Annotated in this window: 16 protein-coding genes and 1 pseudogene; 5 read left to right on the forward strand and 12 right to left on the reverse strand. The window is 70.7% G+C overall.

Annotated elements, in window-relative coordinates; translation table 11 throughout:
- Positions 1–23 precede the first annotated feature (23 nt).
- From CW359_RS25570 to CW359_RS25605, 8 genes are all read right to left on the reverse strand, one after another.
- The gene (locus CW359_RS25570) at positions 24–1484 is read right to left on the reverse strand and encodes an APC family permease (RefSeq protein ID WP_105972461.1); all 1461 of its coding nucleotides are present in this window, start codon (positions 1482–1484) and stop codon (positions 24–26) included.
- Between the two features lie 201 nt (positions 1485–1685).
- Positions 1686–2300, reverse strand: a complete 615-nt coding sequence (locus tag CW359_RS25575) for a TetR/AcrR family transcriptional regulator (RefSeq protein ID WP_105972462.1) — start codon at positions 2298–2300, stop codon at positions 1686–1688.
- Between the two features lie 82 nt (positions 2301–2382).
- On the reverse strand, positions 2383–3228 hold the full coding sequence (locus CW359_RS25580; protein WP_105972463.1) for a fumarylacetoacetate hydrolase family protein: 846 nt from the start codon (positions 3226–3228) through the stop codon (positions 2383–2385).
- 1 nt (position 3229) lies between these two features.
- Positions 3230–4141: a 3,4-dihydroxyphenylacetate 2,3-dioxygenase gene (locus tag CW359_RS25585; protein ID WP_105972464.1), complete on the reverse strand. Its 912-nt coding sequence runs from the start codon at positions 4139–4141 to the stop codon at positions 3230–3232.
- Positions 4134–5600 carry an aldehyde dehydrogenase gene (locus CW359_RS25590; protein WP_105972465.1) on the reverse strand — a complete coding sequence of 489 codons (1467 nt, stop codon included), beginning with the start codon at positions 5598–5600 and terminating at the stop codon, positions 4134–4136. Before CW359_RS25590 ends, CW359_RS25585 begins: the two co-directional genes overlap by 8 nt.
- 104 nt (positions 5601–5704) lie before the next feature.
- Positions 5705–6517 carry an acetoacetate decarboxylase family protein gene (locus CW359_RS25595; RefSeq protein ID WP_105972466.1) on the reverse strand — a complete coding sequence of 271 codons (813 nt, stop codon included), beginning with the start codon at positions 6515–6517 and terminating at the stop codon, positions 5705–5707.
- Positions 6514–7767 (reverse strand): NAD(P)/FAD-dependent oxidoreductase, encoded by a 1254-nt coding sequence (locus tag CW359_RS25600; RefSeq protein WP_198655380.1) that lies wholly within the window; start codon positions 7765–7767, stop codon positions 6514–6516. Before CW359_RS25600 ends, CW359_RS25595 begins: the two co-directional genes overlap by 4 nt.
- Before the next feature lies 1 nt (position 7768).
- A complete protein-coding gene (locus CW359_RS25605; RefSeq protein WP_105972467.1) occupies positions 7769–7957 on the reverse strand; it encodes a ferredoxin in 189 nt (62 codons plus the stop codon).
- A 291-nt stretch (positions 7958–8248) separates the two neighbouring features.
- Here CW359_RS25605 and CW359_RS25610 point away from each other — a divergent pair, with 291 nt between their 5' ends.
- The 5 genes from CW359_RS25610 to CW359_RS25630 all read left to right on the forward strand — a co-directional run bounded on the left by CW359_RS25610 (position 8249) and on the right by CW359_RS25630 (position 15252).
- Positions 8249–9619: a glutamine synthetase family protein gene (locus CW359_RS25610; protein WP_105972468.1), complete on the forward strand. Its 1371-nt coding sequence runs from the start codon at positions 8249–8251 to the stop codon at positions 9617–9619.
- A gap of 46 nt (positions 9620–9665) precedes the next feature.
- Positions 9666–10952 (forward strand): cytochrome P450, encoded by a 1287-nt coding sequence (locus CW359_RS25615; protein ID WP_105972469.1) that lies wholly within the window; start codon positions 9666–9668, stop codon positions 10950–10952.
- A 103-nt stretch (positions 10953–11055) separates the two neighbouring features.
- Complete coding sequence (locus CW359_RS25620; RefSeq protein WP_198655384.1) at positions 11056–11745, forward strand: TetR family transcriptional regulator; 690 nt, start codon at positions 11056–11058, stop codon at positions 11743–11745.
- A 141-nt stretch (positions 11746–11886) separates the two neighbouring features.
- Positions 11887–12273: a Zn-ribbon domain-containing OB-fold protein gene (locus CW359_RS25625; protein WP_105972471.1), complete on the forward strand. Its 387-nt coding sequence runs from the start codon at positions 11887–11889 to the stop codon at positions 12271–12273.
- Between the two features lie 174 nt (positions 12274–12447).
- The gene (locus tag CW359_RS25630) at positions 12448–15252 is read left to right on the forward strand and encodes a hypothetical protein (RefSeq protein ID WP_105972472.1); all 2805 of its coding nucleotides are present in this window, start codon (positions 12448–12450) and stop codon (positions 15250–15252) included.
- 75 nt (positions 15253–15327) lie between these two features.
- Here the strand turns inward: CW359_RS25630 and CW359_RS25635 are convergent, their stop codons facing one another.
- The 4 genes and pseudogenes from CW359_RS25635 to CW359_RS25650 form a co-directional block, all read right to left on the reverse strand.
- A complete protein-coding gene (locus tag CW359_RS25635) occupies positions 15328–15762 on the reverse strand; it encodes a VOC family protein (RefSeq protein WP_105972473.1) in 435 nt (144 codons plus the stop codon).
- Positions 15759–17201 carry an FAD-binding oxidoreductase gene (locus CW359_RS25640; RefSeq protein WP_105972474.1) on the reverse strand — a complete coding sequence of 481 codons (1443 nt, stop codon included), beginning with the start codon at positions 17199–17201 and terminating at the stop codon, positions 15759–15761. Before CW359_RS25640 ends, CW359_RS25635 begins: the two co-directional genes overlap by 4 nt.
- A 128-nt stretch (positions 17202–17329) precedes the next feature.
- Positions 17330–17722, reverse strand: a complete 393-nt coding sequence (locus CW359_RS25645; protein ID WP_105972475.1) for a PPOX class F420-dependent oxidoreductase — start codon at positions 17720–17722, stop codon at positions 17330–17332.
- A gap of 29 nt (positions 17723–17751) precedes the next feature.
- Positions 17752–17859, reverse strand: a pseudogene (locus tag CW359_RS25650) (IS5/IS1182 family transposase); the annotation flags it as partial.

Raw genomic sequence — 17859 nt, forward strand, 5'->3', positions numbered from 1 at the left:
GGGCGGGCGGACTGACAGCCGGATCAGGCGTCGGCGGCCGGTACGCGCGGGCGGGTCAGTCGCGCGGTGATCAGCCCGGCGGCCATGACCGCCGGGACGGTCAGCTCCAGCCACAGGGCGGTGCCGCTGTCGCCGCCGATGAGGGTGGTGAAGTTGTCGAGGATCAGCCACACCGCGCCCGCGACGGCGACCGTGGCCAGGGCGGGGGCGATCAGGGTGTTCCACACGCGTGTGTCGAGGCGTTCGCGGCGGAAGAAGACGATCACGGAGACCGAGGTCAGCAGGTAGAGGAGCATCATGCCGAGTACGGCGACCCCGCTGAACCAGGAGAAGAGCGTCAGCACCGGGTCCTTGCCCGCGAGGGCGAACGGGACGACCAGGGCCACCGCGACGGCCGTCTGCACGCAGCCCGCCATCCACGGCGAACGGCGGCTGTTCAGCGTACAGAGGCGACCGGGCAGCAGTCCGTCGCGGCCGAGCGAGAAGAGGTAGCGGTTGGCCGAGTTGTGGAAGGTGAGGAGGCCGGCGAAGAGGGAGGTGGCCAGCAGGATCGGCAGGACGTCGTTGACCCAGTCGCCGAACTGGGTGGCGATCGGGGCGAAGACGAACGCCGTCGAGTCGCCGCTCTCCAGCGCCTTGCCCGCCTCCGCGACGGCGTTCGAGGCGCCGTGTGCGGAGACCAGCATCCAGGAGGTCAGGGCGAAGAAGCCGACGACCACGACGATCGCGAGGTAGGTGGCCCGGGGGACGGTCTTCTTGGGTTCGCGCGCCTCCTCGCCGTAGATCGCGGTGGCCTCGAAACCGAACATGGACGCGAGGGCGAACATCACGGCCACGCCGGGTGCACCCTGGGTCACGGCGCTCGGCGAGAAGGTCTCCGAGATGCCGAGGCCCTCCGGGCCGCCGCCCTTGAAGAGGGTGACCAGGCTGAAGACGAGCAGGATGCTGAACTCGGCGAGGACGAAGACGGCCAGCAGTTTGGCGCCCATGTCGATGCCGGTGGCGCCGAGCAGCTGCACGATCGCCATGGTGGCCAGCGACCACACCCACCACGGCAGGTCGAGCCCGGTGTGGGCGCTGACCAGGCCGTTGACGATGGCGCCGTACAGCCCGTACATGGCGGCCTGGATGGCGCAGTACGCGAAGAGGGCGACGCCCGCGCTGCCCGCGCCGGCGGTCCGCCCGAGGCCTTTGCCGATGTACGTGTAGAAGGCGCCCGCGTCGACGACGTGGCGGCCCATGGTGACGAAGCCGACGGCGAAGAGCAGGGTCACGACGCCGACCAGGACGTACGCACCGGCGGTGCCGGGGCCGTTGCCGATGGCGACGGAGATGGGGACCGACCCGGCGATACCCGTGAGCGGCGCCTGGGCGGACAGGACGAGGAAGAGGATGCCCAGGACGCCGAGGGCGTTGGGCTTGAGCTTGCCTGCGGTGGATGCGTCCCGCGCGGTCTGCTCTGCTGAGACCGTCTGACTGTCCACTCGGATCACCTGCCAGGGGAAGAGGGAGAATCGTTTCAGGCCAAACGAGTTGCCTCATGGTGGGGTGGAACTATCCGTTTGGCAAGGGGTCCGGCGGGGTGATTCCGGTACCGACGGGTTTTCTTACACACCCGTAATCGACGGCCGTGATCGACGGCCGTGATCGACGGCCGAGATCAGCGACGGCTCGGGCCTCGCGGCTCAGGCCTCACCGTTGCGGTCGCGGTCGGCGGCCAGGAGCCGCAGGACCTTGCGCAGCTCTTCGAGGGCGTCCTCGATGATCTCGCGCTCGCCGAAGACGAGCTGGTGCAGGACCAGTCCCTCCAGCGTGGCGAAGACCATGCGGGACAGTCCCTCGTCGACCGGCCCGGGCAGCAGCTGGGCCAGCTCGCGACGGGTCGCCTCGAAGTACTCGTCGTCGTAGAGGGCCCGCAGGTGCTGCAGCAGCTCGGGCCTGCGGCGGGACTCCAGCAGCAGTTCGTACTGGAAGGCCTGGAGGTCGGGGCCGCTCGCGACCATCTCCGTCAGGCCGGCCGAGAAGTCGGCCACCCTGCCGGTGCCCGTTTCGAGGTCGCTGCTGGTCAGGGAGGAGTGGATGGCGTGGGCGAGGGCTTCCTCGATGAGCGCGTCGCGCGAGCCGAAGTGGTGCACGACGAGCCCGTGGGTGACCCCCGCCTCCTCGGCGACCGCCCGGTACGTGAGCTTGCGGAGCCCGCCGCGGGCCACCACGCGTACGGCGGCGTTCAGCAGGGCCTCGCGGCCGGCTCCGTAGGTCACGCGCTTGCGGGGGCGGCGCGGGGCGGCGGGCTCGGTCATGCTCGTGACCCTACCTGTGACCATGGTCAACACCCTGATGCCCGTTGACCGACGTCAACACCGTGGCGCCCGTTGACGGGCGTCAACGCCGTGGCGCCCGGATGCCGCGGAACTCCCAGTCGCCGCCGAGCGCGGTCGACAGGACCTCCTCGGACTCGGTGGGCTGGGCGCCGACGTCGGTACGGATCGGGGTCGGTCCGGTGACGATGTGGTTGGTCAGCCGGCCGAGGCCCTCGACCTCCACCTCGACGATGTCGCCGGGCTGGACGGGCCGCGAGTTGGCGGGCGTACCGGAGAGGAGGACGTCGCCCGGGTAGAGGGTGATCGTGCGGGCGATGTCGGCGACGAGGTAGTGCATGTCCCACTCCATCTCGTCGGTCGAACCGTCCTGTACGACCTCGCCGTTGACGTACGTGCGCAGGTACTTGCCGTGGAAGTCCCAGTCGGTGACGAGCCCCGGGCCGAGCGGGCAGAGGGTGTCGGAGCCCTTGACCCGGAGCATCGAACCGGCGTCGGTGTCGCGGAAGTCGTGCAGGCCGTAGTCGTTGGCGACGGTGTAACCGGCGATGTACTCCCCCGCCTCGGCCTGCGAGATGTTCCGCGCGGTCTTCCCGATGACGATGGCGACCTCGCCCTCGTAGTTGAGCCACTTGCAGCCCTCGGGGCGGACGATGGCGCCCTTGTGGGAGTTGAGGGCGGAGGTCGGCTTGTGGAAGTAGGTCGGGGTGGAGGTGAGTTGGATCTGGAACTCGTCCACCCGGCTGCGGTGGTTGAGGTGCACGGCGACGACCTTGGAGGGCACGACGGGAGGCAGGTGCTGGGCCTCCTCGATCTTGACGCGGCGGCCGTCCCCGGCGACGAGTTCATCGCCCTCGACAGTGACCTGGACGGTGGCGCCGTCCAGCAGAATGCGACGGTATTCGGGCATGTCAGGGCTCCTGTACGGGGGTTCGGGGGGCGGTCCAGCCGGCGGCGGGTCGGTCGAACCAGAGGTGGACCTGGCCGGTGCCGACGGAGTTCTCGTACTCGCCGTACTGGCGGGCGGGTGCGGTGCAGGCCTGTTCGCCGAGGGCGCCGGCCATCATCAGGTAGTGGAAGAACTTCGCCTCGGGCTTGTACTTCCAGAACTCCGGCATGGTGTCGAGGACCTGGTCGTGGCGCCCCTCCTTGAACCAGCCGATGCGCTCCTCGTCGGCCGCCCGGGCCTCCGGCGTGAAGATGTGCGCCGGGTCGCTGGCCTCGTGGTCGCGGATCTGGCGCAGCGGCCAGAAGGTGTGCGAGAGGGCACCGGACGCGATGACGATGACCCGTCGCCCCGGGGTGGCGGCGATACCGTCGGCCAGCGCCCGCCCGAGCCGCAGATGGTCCTCCATGTCACCGGTCTGGCAGACCCCGATGGTCACCCACCGCTTGTCGGGCAGCCCCTCACCGAGGAACTTCCAGAGGTTGATGGTGGCGTAGTAGACGGGCAGGTAGTCGTCGTCGATCGGGGTGATCCAGGTGCCGTGCTTGTCGGCGAACTGGGCGATGTTGTTGGCGAGTTCAGGGTCACCGGGATAGTCGTACGGCATCCTGCACATACCGCGCGGCAGCTCCTCGGAGGTGAAGAGACCGGCCCGGCGCTGCTGACCGCTGACGACGAACTCGACGGTCGTGGCCCAGTGCGAGTCGAGGACGACGACGGTGTCGTAGTCGTCGCGCTCGAAGACCTCCTTGCGGAGCTGATGGAGGCCGGTGACGAGGGTGATCTCCTTGCCGTCGTTCAGTTCGAGCCGGTCGGCCTCCGGCAGCACGATGGTGGGGACGTGCGCGAGCAGTCCCGCTCCGACGATCTCACCCATGGTTGTTCCATCCGTTCGGCGCGGTGACGGTGTTCTTGAGGTCGCAGTAGAAATCGAAGCTCCAAGTGCCGCCTTCGCGGCCGACCCCGGAGAGGCGGGAGCCGCCGAAGGGTGCCTGGAGGTCGCGCACGAAGAAGCAGTTGACCCAGATCGTGCCCGCGACGAGCCGCCCGGTCACGCGTTCGGCGCGCTCGGGGTCGCCGGTGGCGAGGGTGGCGGCGAGCCCGAACCGGGTGTCGTTGGCGAGCCGTACGGCCTCCTCCTCGTCGGCGAAGGTCTGGAGGGTGAGGACGGGCCCGAAGACCTCCTCCTGCACGACCTCCGAGTCCTGGGCGACATCGGTGAGGAGGGTGGGCGCGTAGTACTGCTCCCCTTCCACCGACCGGTGCCCGCCGATCACGGCCCGGGCGCCGGCGGCGAGCGCCCGCTGCACGAACCCGTCGATCTTCTCCAGCTGCCGGGAATGGATGTTGGGCCCGAGGTCGGTGGCCTCCTCGCGCGGATCGCCCTGGGTCAACCGCGTTGCCTTGTCGACGAATCGCCGGGTGAACTCCTCCGCGATCGACTCCTCGACGAGGATGCGGGTCGCGGCGAGACAGACCTGCCCGGCGTTGTCGTACTGCTCCACCGCGAGGTCGACGGCCAGTTCCAGATCGGCGTCCGCGAACACCAACAGCGGTGATTTTCCCCCGAGTTCGAGGCTGAGCGGGGTGAGGTTGGCGGCGGCGGAGGCGGCGATGTGCTTGGCGGTCGGTACGGACCCGGTGAAGCTGATCCGGCGTACGTCCGGGTGCGAGGTGAGCGCGTCGCCGATCTCGGAGCCGTAGCCCTGGACGACGTTCAGGACACCGGCGGGCAGCCCCGCCTCGGCGGCGATGTCGGCCAGCAGGGAAGCGGTGAGCGGCGACCACTCGGCCGGCTTGAGGATCACCGTGTTCCCGGCGGCGAGCGCGGGGGCGACCTTCCAAGTGGCCAGCATCAGGGGCGCGTTCCAGGGCGTGATCAGCACGCTCGGCCCGGCCGGGTCCCAGCTGACGTGGTTGCTGTGCCCGCGCGTCTCGAAGTCCTCGTGGTCCAGCTTCAGCAACCAGTCCGCGAAGAAACGGAAGTTGTGCGCGACCCGGGGCATGACACCCCGGCGGTGCGAGCGGAGGAGGGCGCCGTTGTCGTTGGTCTCGACGATGGCCAGCTCTTCGATCCGCTTCTCGACACCGTCGGCGATGGCGTGGAGGATGCGGGCGCGTTCAGTGCGAGAGGTCGCGGCCCAGGCAGGGAAGGCCGCTTTGGCGGCGGCGACGGCTGCGGCGGCTTCGACGGGCCCACCGCGAGCGATCTCCCCGAGGGCACGGCCATCGATGGGCGAGTTGTCGGTGAAGGTGTCAGCGGACGCAACGCGTTGCCCGCCAATCCAATGCCGGGTGTCGACGGAAACACCGGCGACGACAGTCTTTTCGGACACGAGAACGGCTCCAATCAAAGGAAGTTGGGCTGGACCGACCTGGTTCTTTAGGGGCGCGGGGAACTGCGCGACAAGCCACGACGCACCCGCACCCGCCCACTACCTCACCCGGCAGACGCTCCGGACGTCCCCGACTCCAGAAGCCGCCCGCCATCCCACACCACGCCAACCTGCCGGTAATACGCAGCAATAGGCTCACGAATCTCCAGCCGAGCCAGCTCCTCGGTAGGCGCTGAGAACAACTCCAACTCCGCCTCCCCGACCCACGCCTGCCCACCCTCGAACGAAGCCGCCCCGGACTCGATCAACTCATCGAGAGCCAACCCCTTACCGCTCTCGATCGACGGCAACCACCGGTGATGCGCCATGGGATGCCCGTTCACGAACCCGTTCGTGGAGGAAGGCTCCCGAAGAGTCACCACCGCCTGAGCCAACCGCCGGTCAGCAGCAGCCAGCGTCGCGCCGAACCGCGCCCCCGCCTCGATCCGAGGAGCAGGCCCATAAGGATGCGGCCGGGTCTGGTGAATGGACCCGAACTTCTTCGGATACCCCTGGTGCAGCCCACGCGCGATCGCGAAGTCCTTGTCGACCCAGATGTAGACGCACCGCGAGTACGTCTCCCCCCGGTACTTGCACCGGACGACCGCGAACGCCTCCTTGTACTGCCCCCGCACGGGATCCAGCAGCTCGTCCCCGGCCGACGAGCACGACTGCCAGTCGGCCCAGATCAGGGCGACGGCACCCGGGTCCTCGTCCGCCAACTCCAGCGGCTCGGGCAGCAGTTCACGTACCCGTGCCGGATCGGTGCGGTACTCGACGGTCAGCAGGTCGCCCGAGTAGCGCCAGGGCGGTGACGGGATGAGCGACGAGGCACCGCTCGCCGTCTTGGGGTGGAAGAACCCACGGGGACTGGTCACTTGACGGCTCCTTGGACTGAGAGGGCGGGCTGCTTGAGCAGTTCGGCGCGGTAGCGGGCGGCCTTCGAGGCGACGGCGTGCCCGCCCAGGGCGACGACCCCGACGAGTCGGTCGCCGACGTGGTAGCCGACGAGGACGTCCCCGTCCGGGTCGCCGTCGAGAATCCGGACGTCGTCGCGGCCGAGCACCGGCGCCCCGAAGGACTGCAGCCGGAAGTCGTGCTGGTCGCTCCAGAAGGTGGGCAGCGGCGCGAAAGGTGCCAACGCCAACTCCCCGCCCCCATCGGCGAGATGAGCGGCCAGCACCTTCGCCGCGTGCTTGGCGGTGTCCGTCGGGATCGACCAGTGCTCGACGCGGCGGGGTACGCCGTCGTAGCGGGCGTTGGGGAAGCGGGCCACGTCGCCGACCGCGACGACCTCGGGGCGTCCGCCGACCCTGAGCCACTCATCGGTGCGGACGCCGTCGGCGAGGTCGACGCCGTTGCCGTCCAGCCACTCGACGTTGGCGGTGGAACCGACCGACTCCACGACGATGTCGGCGGGCAGGACCGTGCCGTCGTCGAGGACGACCCCGGTGACCCGGTCGTCGCCCTCGAAGCCCGCGACCCCGGTGCCGAGCGCGAAGCGCACCCCGCGTTCCTCGTGCCGTCGCAGCAGCGCGTGGGCGAGCAGCGGACCGAGGGGCCCCACCATGGGCAGGGGCAGCGGATCGACGACGGTGACCTCGGTGACGCCGAGGCCGACGGCCGTGGCGGCGACCTCGCAGCCGATGAAGCCCGCGCCGACCACGACGACCCTGGCGCCGGGCCGGGTCAGCTCGTCACGCAGGCCCTGCGCGTCGGCGAGGGTGCGTACGGTGTGGCGGCCGGCCTGCGGGCCGGGGCAGCGCAGGCGCCGGGGGCGCATTCCGGTGGCGACGACCAGACCGTCGTACGAGAGGGTCGTGCCGTCGTCGAGGTCGACGGCACGCTCCGCCAGACGGGCCGCGACGGCCTTCGTGCCGAGGCGCCACTCGACGTCCGCCGTCGAGGCCTTCGGGGTGAAGGCGAGGGAGTCGAAGGGGGCCTTGCCCGCCAGTACCTCTTTGGAGAGGGGAGGGCGGTTGTAGGGCATGTGCGGCTCGTCGCCGACGACCGTGACGGCCCCGGTCCAGCCGGCCGCGCGCAACTGCTCGGCGGCGCGCAGTCCGGCCATGGAGGCGCCCACGACGACCACGCGCCGTCCGTCGGGCACCTGCGTCCCGTCGGGCATGTCAGTCCTCGATCCGGATGGCCTGCAGCGGGCAGACGTCGGCGGCCTCCTCGACCTCGTCGCGCAGCGCGTCGTCCGCGTCGGCGACGTACAGCAGATGGCCGTCGTCGTCCATCGAGAAGACGTCGGGGGCGGCGAAGACGCACTGGCCGTGGTCCTGGCACTTGTTCATGTCGACGACGACCTTCATGGCCGGTCCTCCTGGTGGTGAGGGCGTCGGAACGGGGGTGAGGTGAGAACGGGAGGGGAAGAGGGGCCCGACCGGTGTCGGACCGGGCCCCGGCCAAAGGGGGCGGGGACCCCGCTGGGGACCCACTCCCTGACTCGTTTGGCTTCAAACAAGATAGGAAGTGGCTGGAGCCTGGTCAATAGCTATCCGGATGGATAAATTCTTCCCCCCACCCTCTTGCGGGACGGACCACTCCTCCATACCGTTTGGCCTCAAACAACCAGCCCGGGATGTCTGCCCGAGGAGACAACGGTGAGCGAAATCGACCTTTCAGAAGTCCGCCGGCACAGCGAGCGGCTCGCCGCCGAGGGGATCGACGTGGTCCGGGTGGTCTATCCCGACCTCATCGGCACCGACCGCGCCCGCGACGTCCTGCTCGACGAACTGCCGCGCGCCTGTGAGCACGGGCTCGCCTTCTGCCGGGCCGTCTACCACACCAGCCCGCAGGGCGACGTGGTCCCGGTCAGCGGCGGCCTGGACGCCGGACTGCCCGACATCTGTGTACGGCCGGACCTGTCGACCCTCGTCGCCCTGCCCTGGGAGCCCGGCGTCGCGGTCTGTCTCGGGGACGTCCTCGACCCGGCGACCGGCTCACCGGCGCCCGAGTCACCCCGCGACCTGCTGCGCGCGGTGCTCGACCGGTGCGCCGAGCACGGGCTGCGGCCGGTGGTCGGGCCCGAGCTGGAGTACTTCCTGTGCGATCCCGCGCCGGGCGACGCGAGCGGCTGGCGGCGCTACAACCAAGACCCCGGCGTCGTCTACACGGCCGGTCTGCGCGCCGACCCCGACAACCATCTCCTGCGCACACTGCGTCACGTACGCGATCTGAAGATCGGTGTGCTCAGCGGGAACCACGAGTTCGACGGCGGCCAGTTCGAGATCAACCTGCTGCACTCGGAGGCGATGTCGGCGGCCGACCGGGCCTTCCGCTTCAAGGCCGCGATCAAGGAGCTGGCCCGCAAGGAGGGCCGCCTCGCCACCTTCATGGCGAAGCCCTTCAACGACGCGGGCGGTTCCGGCTTCCATCTCCACCTGTCCTGCGACTCGGACCCCGACGCGGACGGCGGCTCGCGCAATCTCTTCGACGATCCCTCGGCGCCGTACGGGCTGTCCGCGACGGCACGGCACGCGGCGGCGGGTCTCCTCGCCCACGCGCCCGCCCTCGCCGCGCTGCTCAACCCGACCGTGAACTCGTACAAACGCTTCGGGCCCGACACCCTCGCGCCCTGGCTGATCGACTGGGGGCTCGACAACCGCAGCGCCATGGTCCGGGTGCCGCCGGAGCGCGGGTCCGGGGCCCGGCTGGAGCTGCGGCTCGGGGACGCCAGCGCGAATCCGTATCTCGCGATCGCCGGTGCCGTGGCCGCCGCGCTGCTCGGCGTGCTGGCCGGGGAGGAGCCGGCGGCGCCGCTGGAGGGCTACGGCTACGACACCGACCGCTCCGCCGTCCTGCCGATGAGTCTGCCCGCCGCCCTGGACGCCCTGGAGGCCGACACCGCGCTGACCGAGGTGCTCGGCAAGGACTTCGTCGACTCCTTCCTCGCCTACAAGCGCAACGAGGTCGAACGCTTCCAACGGCACGTCACCGACTGGGAGTTCACCGAGTACGCCTACCACCTCTGACCGCCGATCCAGCTGCTGCTCTCTGCACGACCTCCTGGAGCCTTCGATGACCGAGACCCTCCCCTCCGCCGCCGTCCAAGAGCCACTCCCCCTGGACGCCGTCGACCTCGCCGACCTCGACAACTTCACCGACGGGGTGACCCCTTGGCGGATGTTCCACACCCTGCGCCACGAGGACCCGGTGCACTGGCAGCCCGAGGAGGCGCCCAACTCCGGTTTCTGGGCGGTGACCCGGCACGCGGACATCGCACGCGTCGACCGGGACGCGGAGACCTTCACCTCCACCAAGTTCGTCAACCTCGAAGAGGTCGACGAGGACCAGATCAAGAAACGGGCCTCCATCCTGGAGCTGGACGGGGTGCGTCACCGCGCTCTGCGGAGCGTGATCCAGCGGCAGTTCGGCGCGGGCGTCATCAACAGCTACACCGACTTCCTGCGCGGGCTCACCGCCCAGACCCTGGACGCGGCGCTCGCCAAGGGGAGCTTCGACTTCGTCAAGGAGGTGTCCGCCGACTTCCCCATCAATGTCCTGGCCCGGCTGCTGGACGTACCACCGGAGGACAACCAGCAGCTCATCGACTGGGGCAACCGGATCATCGGCAACACCGATCCCGACTACGCCGACGTGCTGCTGCACAGCGCGGAGAGCGAGAAGTACCGCGACCTGCCCTTCCGTTCGCCCGCCTCGCTCGAAGTCTTCGAGTACGGGCGGGAGTTGGCCCGGCAGCGGCGCGGCGGCGCGGGTACGGACCTGGTCTCCAAGCTCGTCAACACCACCCCGCGCGACGGAGTCCCGCTGTCGGCGCAGGACTTCGACAACTACTTCCTGCTCCTTGTCGTCGCCGGCAACGAGACCACCCGGCACACCATCACCCACTCCATGCTGGCCCTCCTCCAGCACCCCGAGCAGCTCGCCCGCCTCAAGGACGACCCGTCGCTGATCCCGGGCGCGGTCGAGGAGTTCCTGCGCTGGGCCTCCCCCGTCTACCACTTCCGGCGCACCGCGACCCGTGAGGTGGAACTGGGCGGCAAGCGGATCAAGGAGGGCGACAAGGTCGTCATGTGGTACGCCTCCGGCAACCGTGACGAGGCCGTCTTCGGCAACCCGTACGACTTCGACGTCGCCCGCACGGACAACGACCACGTCACCTTCGGCAAGGGCAGCCCGCATCTGTGCCTGGGCAATCTGCTGGCCCGCACCGAGGTCCGGATCATGTTCGAGGAGCTGCTTCCGCGCCTCGCCGACATCCGGCTGGCCGGGGACGTCCCCCGGGTGCGCTCGAACTTCGTCAACGGGATCAAGAAGCTGCCGGTCGAGGTCACCCTCGCGTGAGGCACCCGGGTGATCTCCGAGGCACTCAGTTCCCCGTGCGCAGCGCACTGAGTGCCATCGGCCCCGCCCGGGTGCTAGTTTCCCGTCCATGACCAAACCGCCGATGCGGGACGCCCTGGTCGCGGCGGCCTTCCAGCTGTTCCTGGAGCGGGGCTACGAGCAGACCACCGTGGACGAGATCGTGGCGCTGGCCGGGGTCGGGCGGCGGTCGTTCTTCCGCTACTTCCCCTCCAAGGAGGACGTGGTCTTCCCCGACCACGAGCGGTGCCTCGCCGACATGACGGCCTATCTCGCCGAGAGCCCCGAGGACACGGAACCGGTCGAACGGGTGTGCGCCGCCGCCCGCATGGTGCTCCTGATGTACGCCGAGAACCCGGCCTTCTCCGTCCAGCGCTACCGCCTCACCAAGAAGGTCCCCGGACTGCGCGCCTCCGAGCTGTCGGTGGTCTGGCGGTACGAGCGCGCCCTCGCCGCGTTTCTGCGCGGCCGTTTCGCCGGGCGGACCGACGGGATGCTCCGGGCCGACGTGATCGCGGCGGCCGTCGTCGCGGCCCACAACAACGCGCTGCGCTCCTGGCTGCGCTCGGACGGCCAGGGCGACGCGACCACGGCCGTCGACCACGCCCTGGACTATGTGAAGGCCGCGTTCGGCACCCCGCCTCCGGGCCCCGGCGGGAACGAGCCCCGGCAGGAGACCGAGGACGTGGTGGTCCTCGTCTCGCGGCGCGGGGCGCCCATGTGGCGGGTCGTCCAGGAGATCGAATCCGCGCTCACAAATCAGCCGGAGAATTGAGGGTACGCAGTGCCTTTACGCGTGACACTGAGTGCCATACGCTGAGGTCGTGCACGGTGGCACGGCGAACCGCGCACTTCGGATTCAGGCCGAGCGCAGGGAGATGACACCGTGTACCACTCACTAGGCGCCACTCGTCCGATGGCCGTCGGTTCCGCCACGGGCCTGCTCGACGCCCCGGCCGACACAAGCACCAACACCCTGGTCTTCCAGCGCTGCGGCTGGTGCGGTACGGCGATGTACCACCGGCTGCTCTGCCCGGTCTGCGCGGGCAGCGATCTGCGTACGGAGCGCAGCGAGGGCTCGGGCACGGTCCGGCACGCCACGGTGGTCAACCGGAACACCCCGGGCGCGCGCAATGTGTCGCTCGTCGAGATGGCCGAGGGCTTCGTCGTGCGCGGCCGGGTGATGGGTCCGGCCGCCGGTATCCACAGCGGGGACCGGGTCAGGCTGGCCACCGCGAAGGACCCGGTGCGCGGCGAGCCGGTGTTCCAGCTCCTCGACGAGCCGTACCGCGCCTGGCTCTGACGGTCCGACGCCCCAACGACCGCACTGACACTGATTTTTGACGGTCCCTCAACTACCTTTCCTCCTTCTCCACTTCCCCACAGGCAACCCACAGGTCCCTGATCCCGTCCTCCGGGGCGAGAGGGGCCGTCGGGAAACCCAGGGCTCCTGAGCAAGGCCAGGAGGAGGAGACCATTGCTACGTGCCCGGCGAATATGGGTCACCGCTGCGGCGGTACTCGCGGTGGTGGGGGCATCGCCAGGATGGGCGCAGGCGGAGCCGTCGCCCCGGCCGGAGGCGGCGGCCCAACAGCTGCCCTCGGGCTGGAAGTTCAGCGGTGAGGGGGCGGACCGGCAGCTCGTCTGGCGCTCGGACAGACCGGTCCCGATGGGTGACGCGCGCGTCGAGTTCTACGCGGGCGACCGGCTGCTCGGCCGCCCCGACGCCGCGCAGGACGGCCGGACGTTCCGGCTCCCGCTCGAAGACGCCCTGAACGCGCGGGGACTTCAGGGCACCAGGGGGCTCGACGACCTCCAAGTGCGCGCAGGCGGACGCCGGTTGGACGCGGCCGGAGTCGCCGCCGTCCCGGACGGGCGGCGCGCGGCGGTCGCCCCGCCCGCACCGGCGCCGGCCAACCCCGTCGACCCCGGCAAGCCGGGCTCGTACCGTACGGTCTCGGGCGAGTACACGCTCGACTCGGTGAAGCTGCCCGGGTTTGCCGTGCCGGTGGAGATGAAGGCCGTGGTGGTCGCGCCGACCGGCGCCACCGGCCGCAGGCCGCTCGCCCTGTTCCTGCACGGCCGCCACTCGACCTGCTACAAGCCCGGCACCGACGAGATCAGCGGCGAGTGGCCCTGCCCGGCCGGTGAGAAGCAGATCCCGAGCTACCGGGGCTATCTGCGCGACCAGAAGCTCCTGGCCTCGCAGGGCTATGTGACGGTGTCGATCTCCGCGAACGGCATCAACGCCCAGGACGCGAACGCCGAGGACGCCGGGGCACAGGCCCGCTCCTCCCTCGTCCGGCAGCATCTCGCCCACTGGGCCGACTGGGCGGCGAACCGGCCCTCGGCCCCGGCGGTCGTCCGGAACGCGCCGGTCGCCGACCTCTCGCGGGTGCTGCTGGTCGGCCACTCGCGCGGCGGCGAGGGCGTGAACCGCGCCGCGATGGACAGCCTGAGCCGCCCGCCCGCCGACCAGGACGGGTACGGCGGCCCGGTGCGCTGGAACATCCGGGGTACGGTCCTGATCGGCCCGACGATCTTCGGGCAGAACCCGGCGGCCGATGTGCCGTCGGTGACGATCCTGCCGGGCTGCGACGGCGATGTGTCCGATCTCCAGGGCGAGTTGGCCGTGGACGGCACCCGTGGCATCAGCCGTGGCGCGGCGCTGCACAGCGCGGTGTACGTGATCGGCGCCAACCACAACTACTTCAACACCGAGTGGACGCCGGGGCAGGCGCAGGCCCCGGCGGACGACGACTTCTGGACCGACCCGGACAGCAAGGACCCGGTGTGCGACGTCGGCACCAGGACCCGGCTGACCGCCGACCAGCAGCACAAGGCGGGCGCCACCTACATCGCGGCGGCGGCCCGGCTGTTCGTCGCGGGCGACGACCGGGTACGTCCGCTGCTCGACGGCTCCGGCCGCCGGGCCCCGTCGGCCGACCCGGCCCGGGTCCTCACGCACGCCGTGGGCGCGAACCGTTCCGCCGGCATCCTGCCGGACGACGCGGTGACCGTGCAGGGCGGCGGCGGACGGCTCTGCTCGGCGGTGGACGACCGGCCCTCGGTCAGGTGTCTGGCCGCGGAGGGCGGCGGGCAGTCGCCGCACTTCGCGGGCTGGGTGACCAGCCCGGAGGTCGGTCGCCGGGCGATCACCTTCAAGTGGTCGCAGCCGGGTGCCGCCGTCGAGGTGCGTCCCGAGCGGCCGGTGTCCCTGCGCGGCGCCAAGGCGCTCGCCCTGCGGGTCGTCGTGCCGCCGAACACCACCGGGACACAGCTGGACGTGTCGGTCACCGACACCGCGGGCAAGCGCGCCACCCTCGGCCGGGTCCGCGTGGACGGGCTGCCCGGGAGCAACCGGACGGCCTCGTACTGGGCGCGGGAGGTCCGCGTACCGCTGTCGGCCGCCGTCTCCGCCGGGGTCGACCTGCGCAAGGTGCGCAGCGTGGAGCTGACGCCGCGCAGCCGCTCGGGGCAGGCCTGGCTGATCGACACCTGGGCCTGGCGCCCGGGCACGCCCGCCGTACGCCCGGCCGCGCTGCCGCGCGTCGACATCGGCCGGCTGACCGTCAAGGAGGGCGACTCGGGCACCCGCACCTACCAGGTACCGGTCCGGGTCGCCGGACCGGGCGCCGCGAGCGGCACGGTTCGGGTGTACGCGCAGAATCCCGGTTCGGAGACGGTGACGAACCGGCTGGTGACGGTGCGCCCCGGGCAGCAGAGCATCGACGTGCCGGTGACGGTGAAGGGTGACACCCAATACGGCTACGACGCCTGGCAGTTCGTGTTCGTGAAGGCGGTACGGGGCGCGGTCGTCGGCTCGTACGTCGGCGGGGTGACCGCCCTGAACGACGATCCCCGGCCCACGGTGACCTTCGCGCCGGTCGCGGACCGGGTCACCGAGGGACAGCCGCTGACCTGGCGTGCGACGCTGTCGGCGACGTCCGGCACCGAGATGAACGCCATCCTGGAGGTGGTGCCGGTGACCGGCGGGACCGAGCTGTCCACGACGGACGTCGATCCGGCGTGGCTGGCGGAGATCTCCGGCGAGTCACCGCTGCCGGAGCGGCCGTTGTCCAAGATCGAGGGCCTCTATCTGTGGACGACGATCCCGGCGGGCGAGTCGAGCGTGGACCTGAGCATCCCGACGGTCGCGGACACGGTGGCCGAGCCGGCGGAGTCGGTACGCGTACGCGTGACGGACTTCGACGACGAGACCGGGGAGCCGATTCCGGGCCCCGAGTTCACGGGGACGGTGCTGGACGCCTCGCAGGGGTGAGTCCGTAGCGTCCGTGGCGTACGAGTGACTGGTGGGCCCGCTGTCCCTTCGGGGAGCGGGCCCACCTTTTCCTGCTCAGGCCGCAGCGGACGTCGGGGGCCGGTCGATCAGTTCGATGAGGTTGCCGTACGGGTCGGCGACGAACGCCATCCGGGCGCCCGGGCGCGGCGCGGGACGCGGTGTCATGCATTCCAGGGCGCCCTTCGCCACCAACCGGGCGTAGGCGAGGTCGAGTTCGGCGGGAGTGTCCACGCTGAGGCAGAGGTGCCCGAGGCCGAGCGTGTGCGCGGCCTCCAAGGGGCTGTCGGCGGCGAGACCGGGTACGGCGCCCGGGCGGTGCAGCAACTCGACGCGGTAGCCGCTGGCATGACGGAGCATCACCCCACGCAGATCGGTGCCGGGGACGGCGAAGGCGTGCTCCTCGGTGAGGTCCAGTGCCTCGCGGTACCAGGCGGTGGCGGCCTCCAAGTCCGGTACGGAGATGCCTACATGGTCGAAGCGCGGGGTCACTTCCGGGCCGATTCGGGACGTGGCTCGGGACGCGCCTCGGGCCGGCGATCAAGGAGGGTGGCGGCGTACGCGGTGGTCGACTCGCGAGGGGTCATGTACGTGTGGAACAGGCCCTCGGGGTCGTAGGTGGCCCTGATCTCCTCCAGGCGGGCCGAGTTGGCCGGGCTGAGTCCGTGGTCGTGGCGGTCGGCGAGGTTGTTGTCGGAGAACTGCAGGCCCTTCGACAGGTGCTGGATCGCGGCCAGTTGGCCGTGCGCCCACTGCTCGTGGGCGAGGTCCTCGGCGGGGTCGGTCCAGCCCGCGTTGGGCGAGAGATAGACCTTGGCCTGGCTGGACCAGCAGGCGTTCGCCCGTTCCGGGAAGCCGCCCCAGAGCATCCACAGGACATGGCTGGTGGTGTCCGGGATCGAGTCGAACAGGGGGCGGGAGGCGTCGAGGATGCGCTCGACGGGGCCGTCGGTCCAGATGCCGTCGAGGGCCCAGCGCATGCCGGGCGGGGTGAGGCGGTCAGCGGCGTCGTACAGCTCGGGCATGGTCGTGTCGACGGCCACGACGGACCGTACGGCTCGGTCCCGGAAGGGCGCGTCCTCCAGCGGGGCCAGCAGTTCGTCGTCCTTGCCGCAGAACGCGGTCGCCGTGAGGGAGACGGTCCTGCGGTCGAGCCCCGGAGTGCTGTGCTTTTCCGGGGGCAGGCCCCCAGACCCCCACCCGACCTTCGCCGAGAACTCCACGGCGGGGTCGAGGTCGTCCAGCTTGTCGTAGGCCCAGGTCAGCACCTCGTCGCGCAGGTCGAGGGGATAGCTGTGCACCGTGCGGCGGATGCGGCGCGGGTGGTCGTGCAGGGCGAGGTGGAAGCGGGTGACGACGCCGAAGAAGCCGGGGCCGCTCCCCCGTGCCGCCCACAGCAGGTCGGGGTGCGTGGCGTCGGTCGCGCGGTGGACGAGCGTACCGTCGGCGAGGACGACGTCGACGGCCTCGATGCCGAGGCAGGCGGGGCCGAGCCTGCGGGAGTCCCAGCCGTAGCCGCCGCCGACGAGGAAGCCGCCGAGGCCGACGGTCGGCGCGTGTCCGGTGGGGAAGAACAGGCCGTGCGGTGCGAGGAGTTGGAGCAGTTCCGGCCCCTTGGCGGCGGGCTGCGCGGTGGCCGTCCGCCGCTCCGGGTCCACGGTGATGTCCCGCAGCCGGGACAGGTCGAGCAGCATGCCGCCGTCCCGCACGCCGTTGCCGACCCAGCTGTGGCCGCCGGAGCGGATGCCGACCGTCAGTCCCTCGCGGCGGGCGAGCCGTACGGCGGCGACCACGTCCCGCTCGTCCTCGGCGAGGACGACGACGTCGGGGTGGCGTGCGGGTTTGCGTTCGTTCCAGACGGCGTCGAGGCGGGCCCGTTCGTACCGTTCGTCGCCGCGCCGGACGAGGCGGGCAGGGGGCAGCTCTGGCATGCCGGTCTCCTCATGCGGGGGTCGACTCGGACACTACTGTCGACACTTTCCGCCTTCAAGGGGCCCGGCAATGAAATACCTGCCATCTCTGCCGACACTAGTTCGGCGCGGAGACCGACAGGCTTCCGTTACGCCTGCGTGAGGGTGATACGGATTCCCACCGTGCCCGTCCGCCCTCGTCGGAGGCGGCTGCCCAGCAGGGTGAGGCGGCCCATCAGGCCGTACTTGCGGGCGAGGAGCCCCCGGTAGACGTCGGTCGCGGGCTGGTCGAGGATCTCGGCGGTGCCGGGGACCGAGTCGCCGGACGGGTTGCCGCGGACGTCGCAGGGGCCGACGAGTACGTCGGCCCGGTTGCGGATCCGCTTCACCTTCCAGGAGTCGGTCACCGACCAGACGCCGAGCGCGTCCCCGTCCCGCACCACCCAGACCGGGGTGGCGACGGACGTGCCGTTCTTGCGATAGCTGGTGATCAGCAGATATTTGCCCGCGGCGAGCCGGTCCAGGGCGCTGGTGTCATCCATGGCCGGGAGTCTAGGTCGTGTCCGCAATGTCAGGGGAGCCAGAGTCGTAGGCAGGCGATGGTGACCAGGGCTTGGTAGTGGCGGGCGCGTTTGTCGTAGCGGGTGGCGAGGGCTTTGTTGTGCTTGAGCTTGTTGAA

It is taken from the genome of Streptomyces geranii, assembly GCF_002954775.1.
In the GTDB taxonomy this organism is placed as follows: domain Bacteria; phylum Actinomycetota; class Actinomycetes; order Streptomycetales; family Streptomycetaceae; genus Streptomyces; species Streptomyces geranii.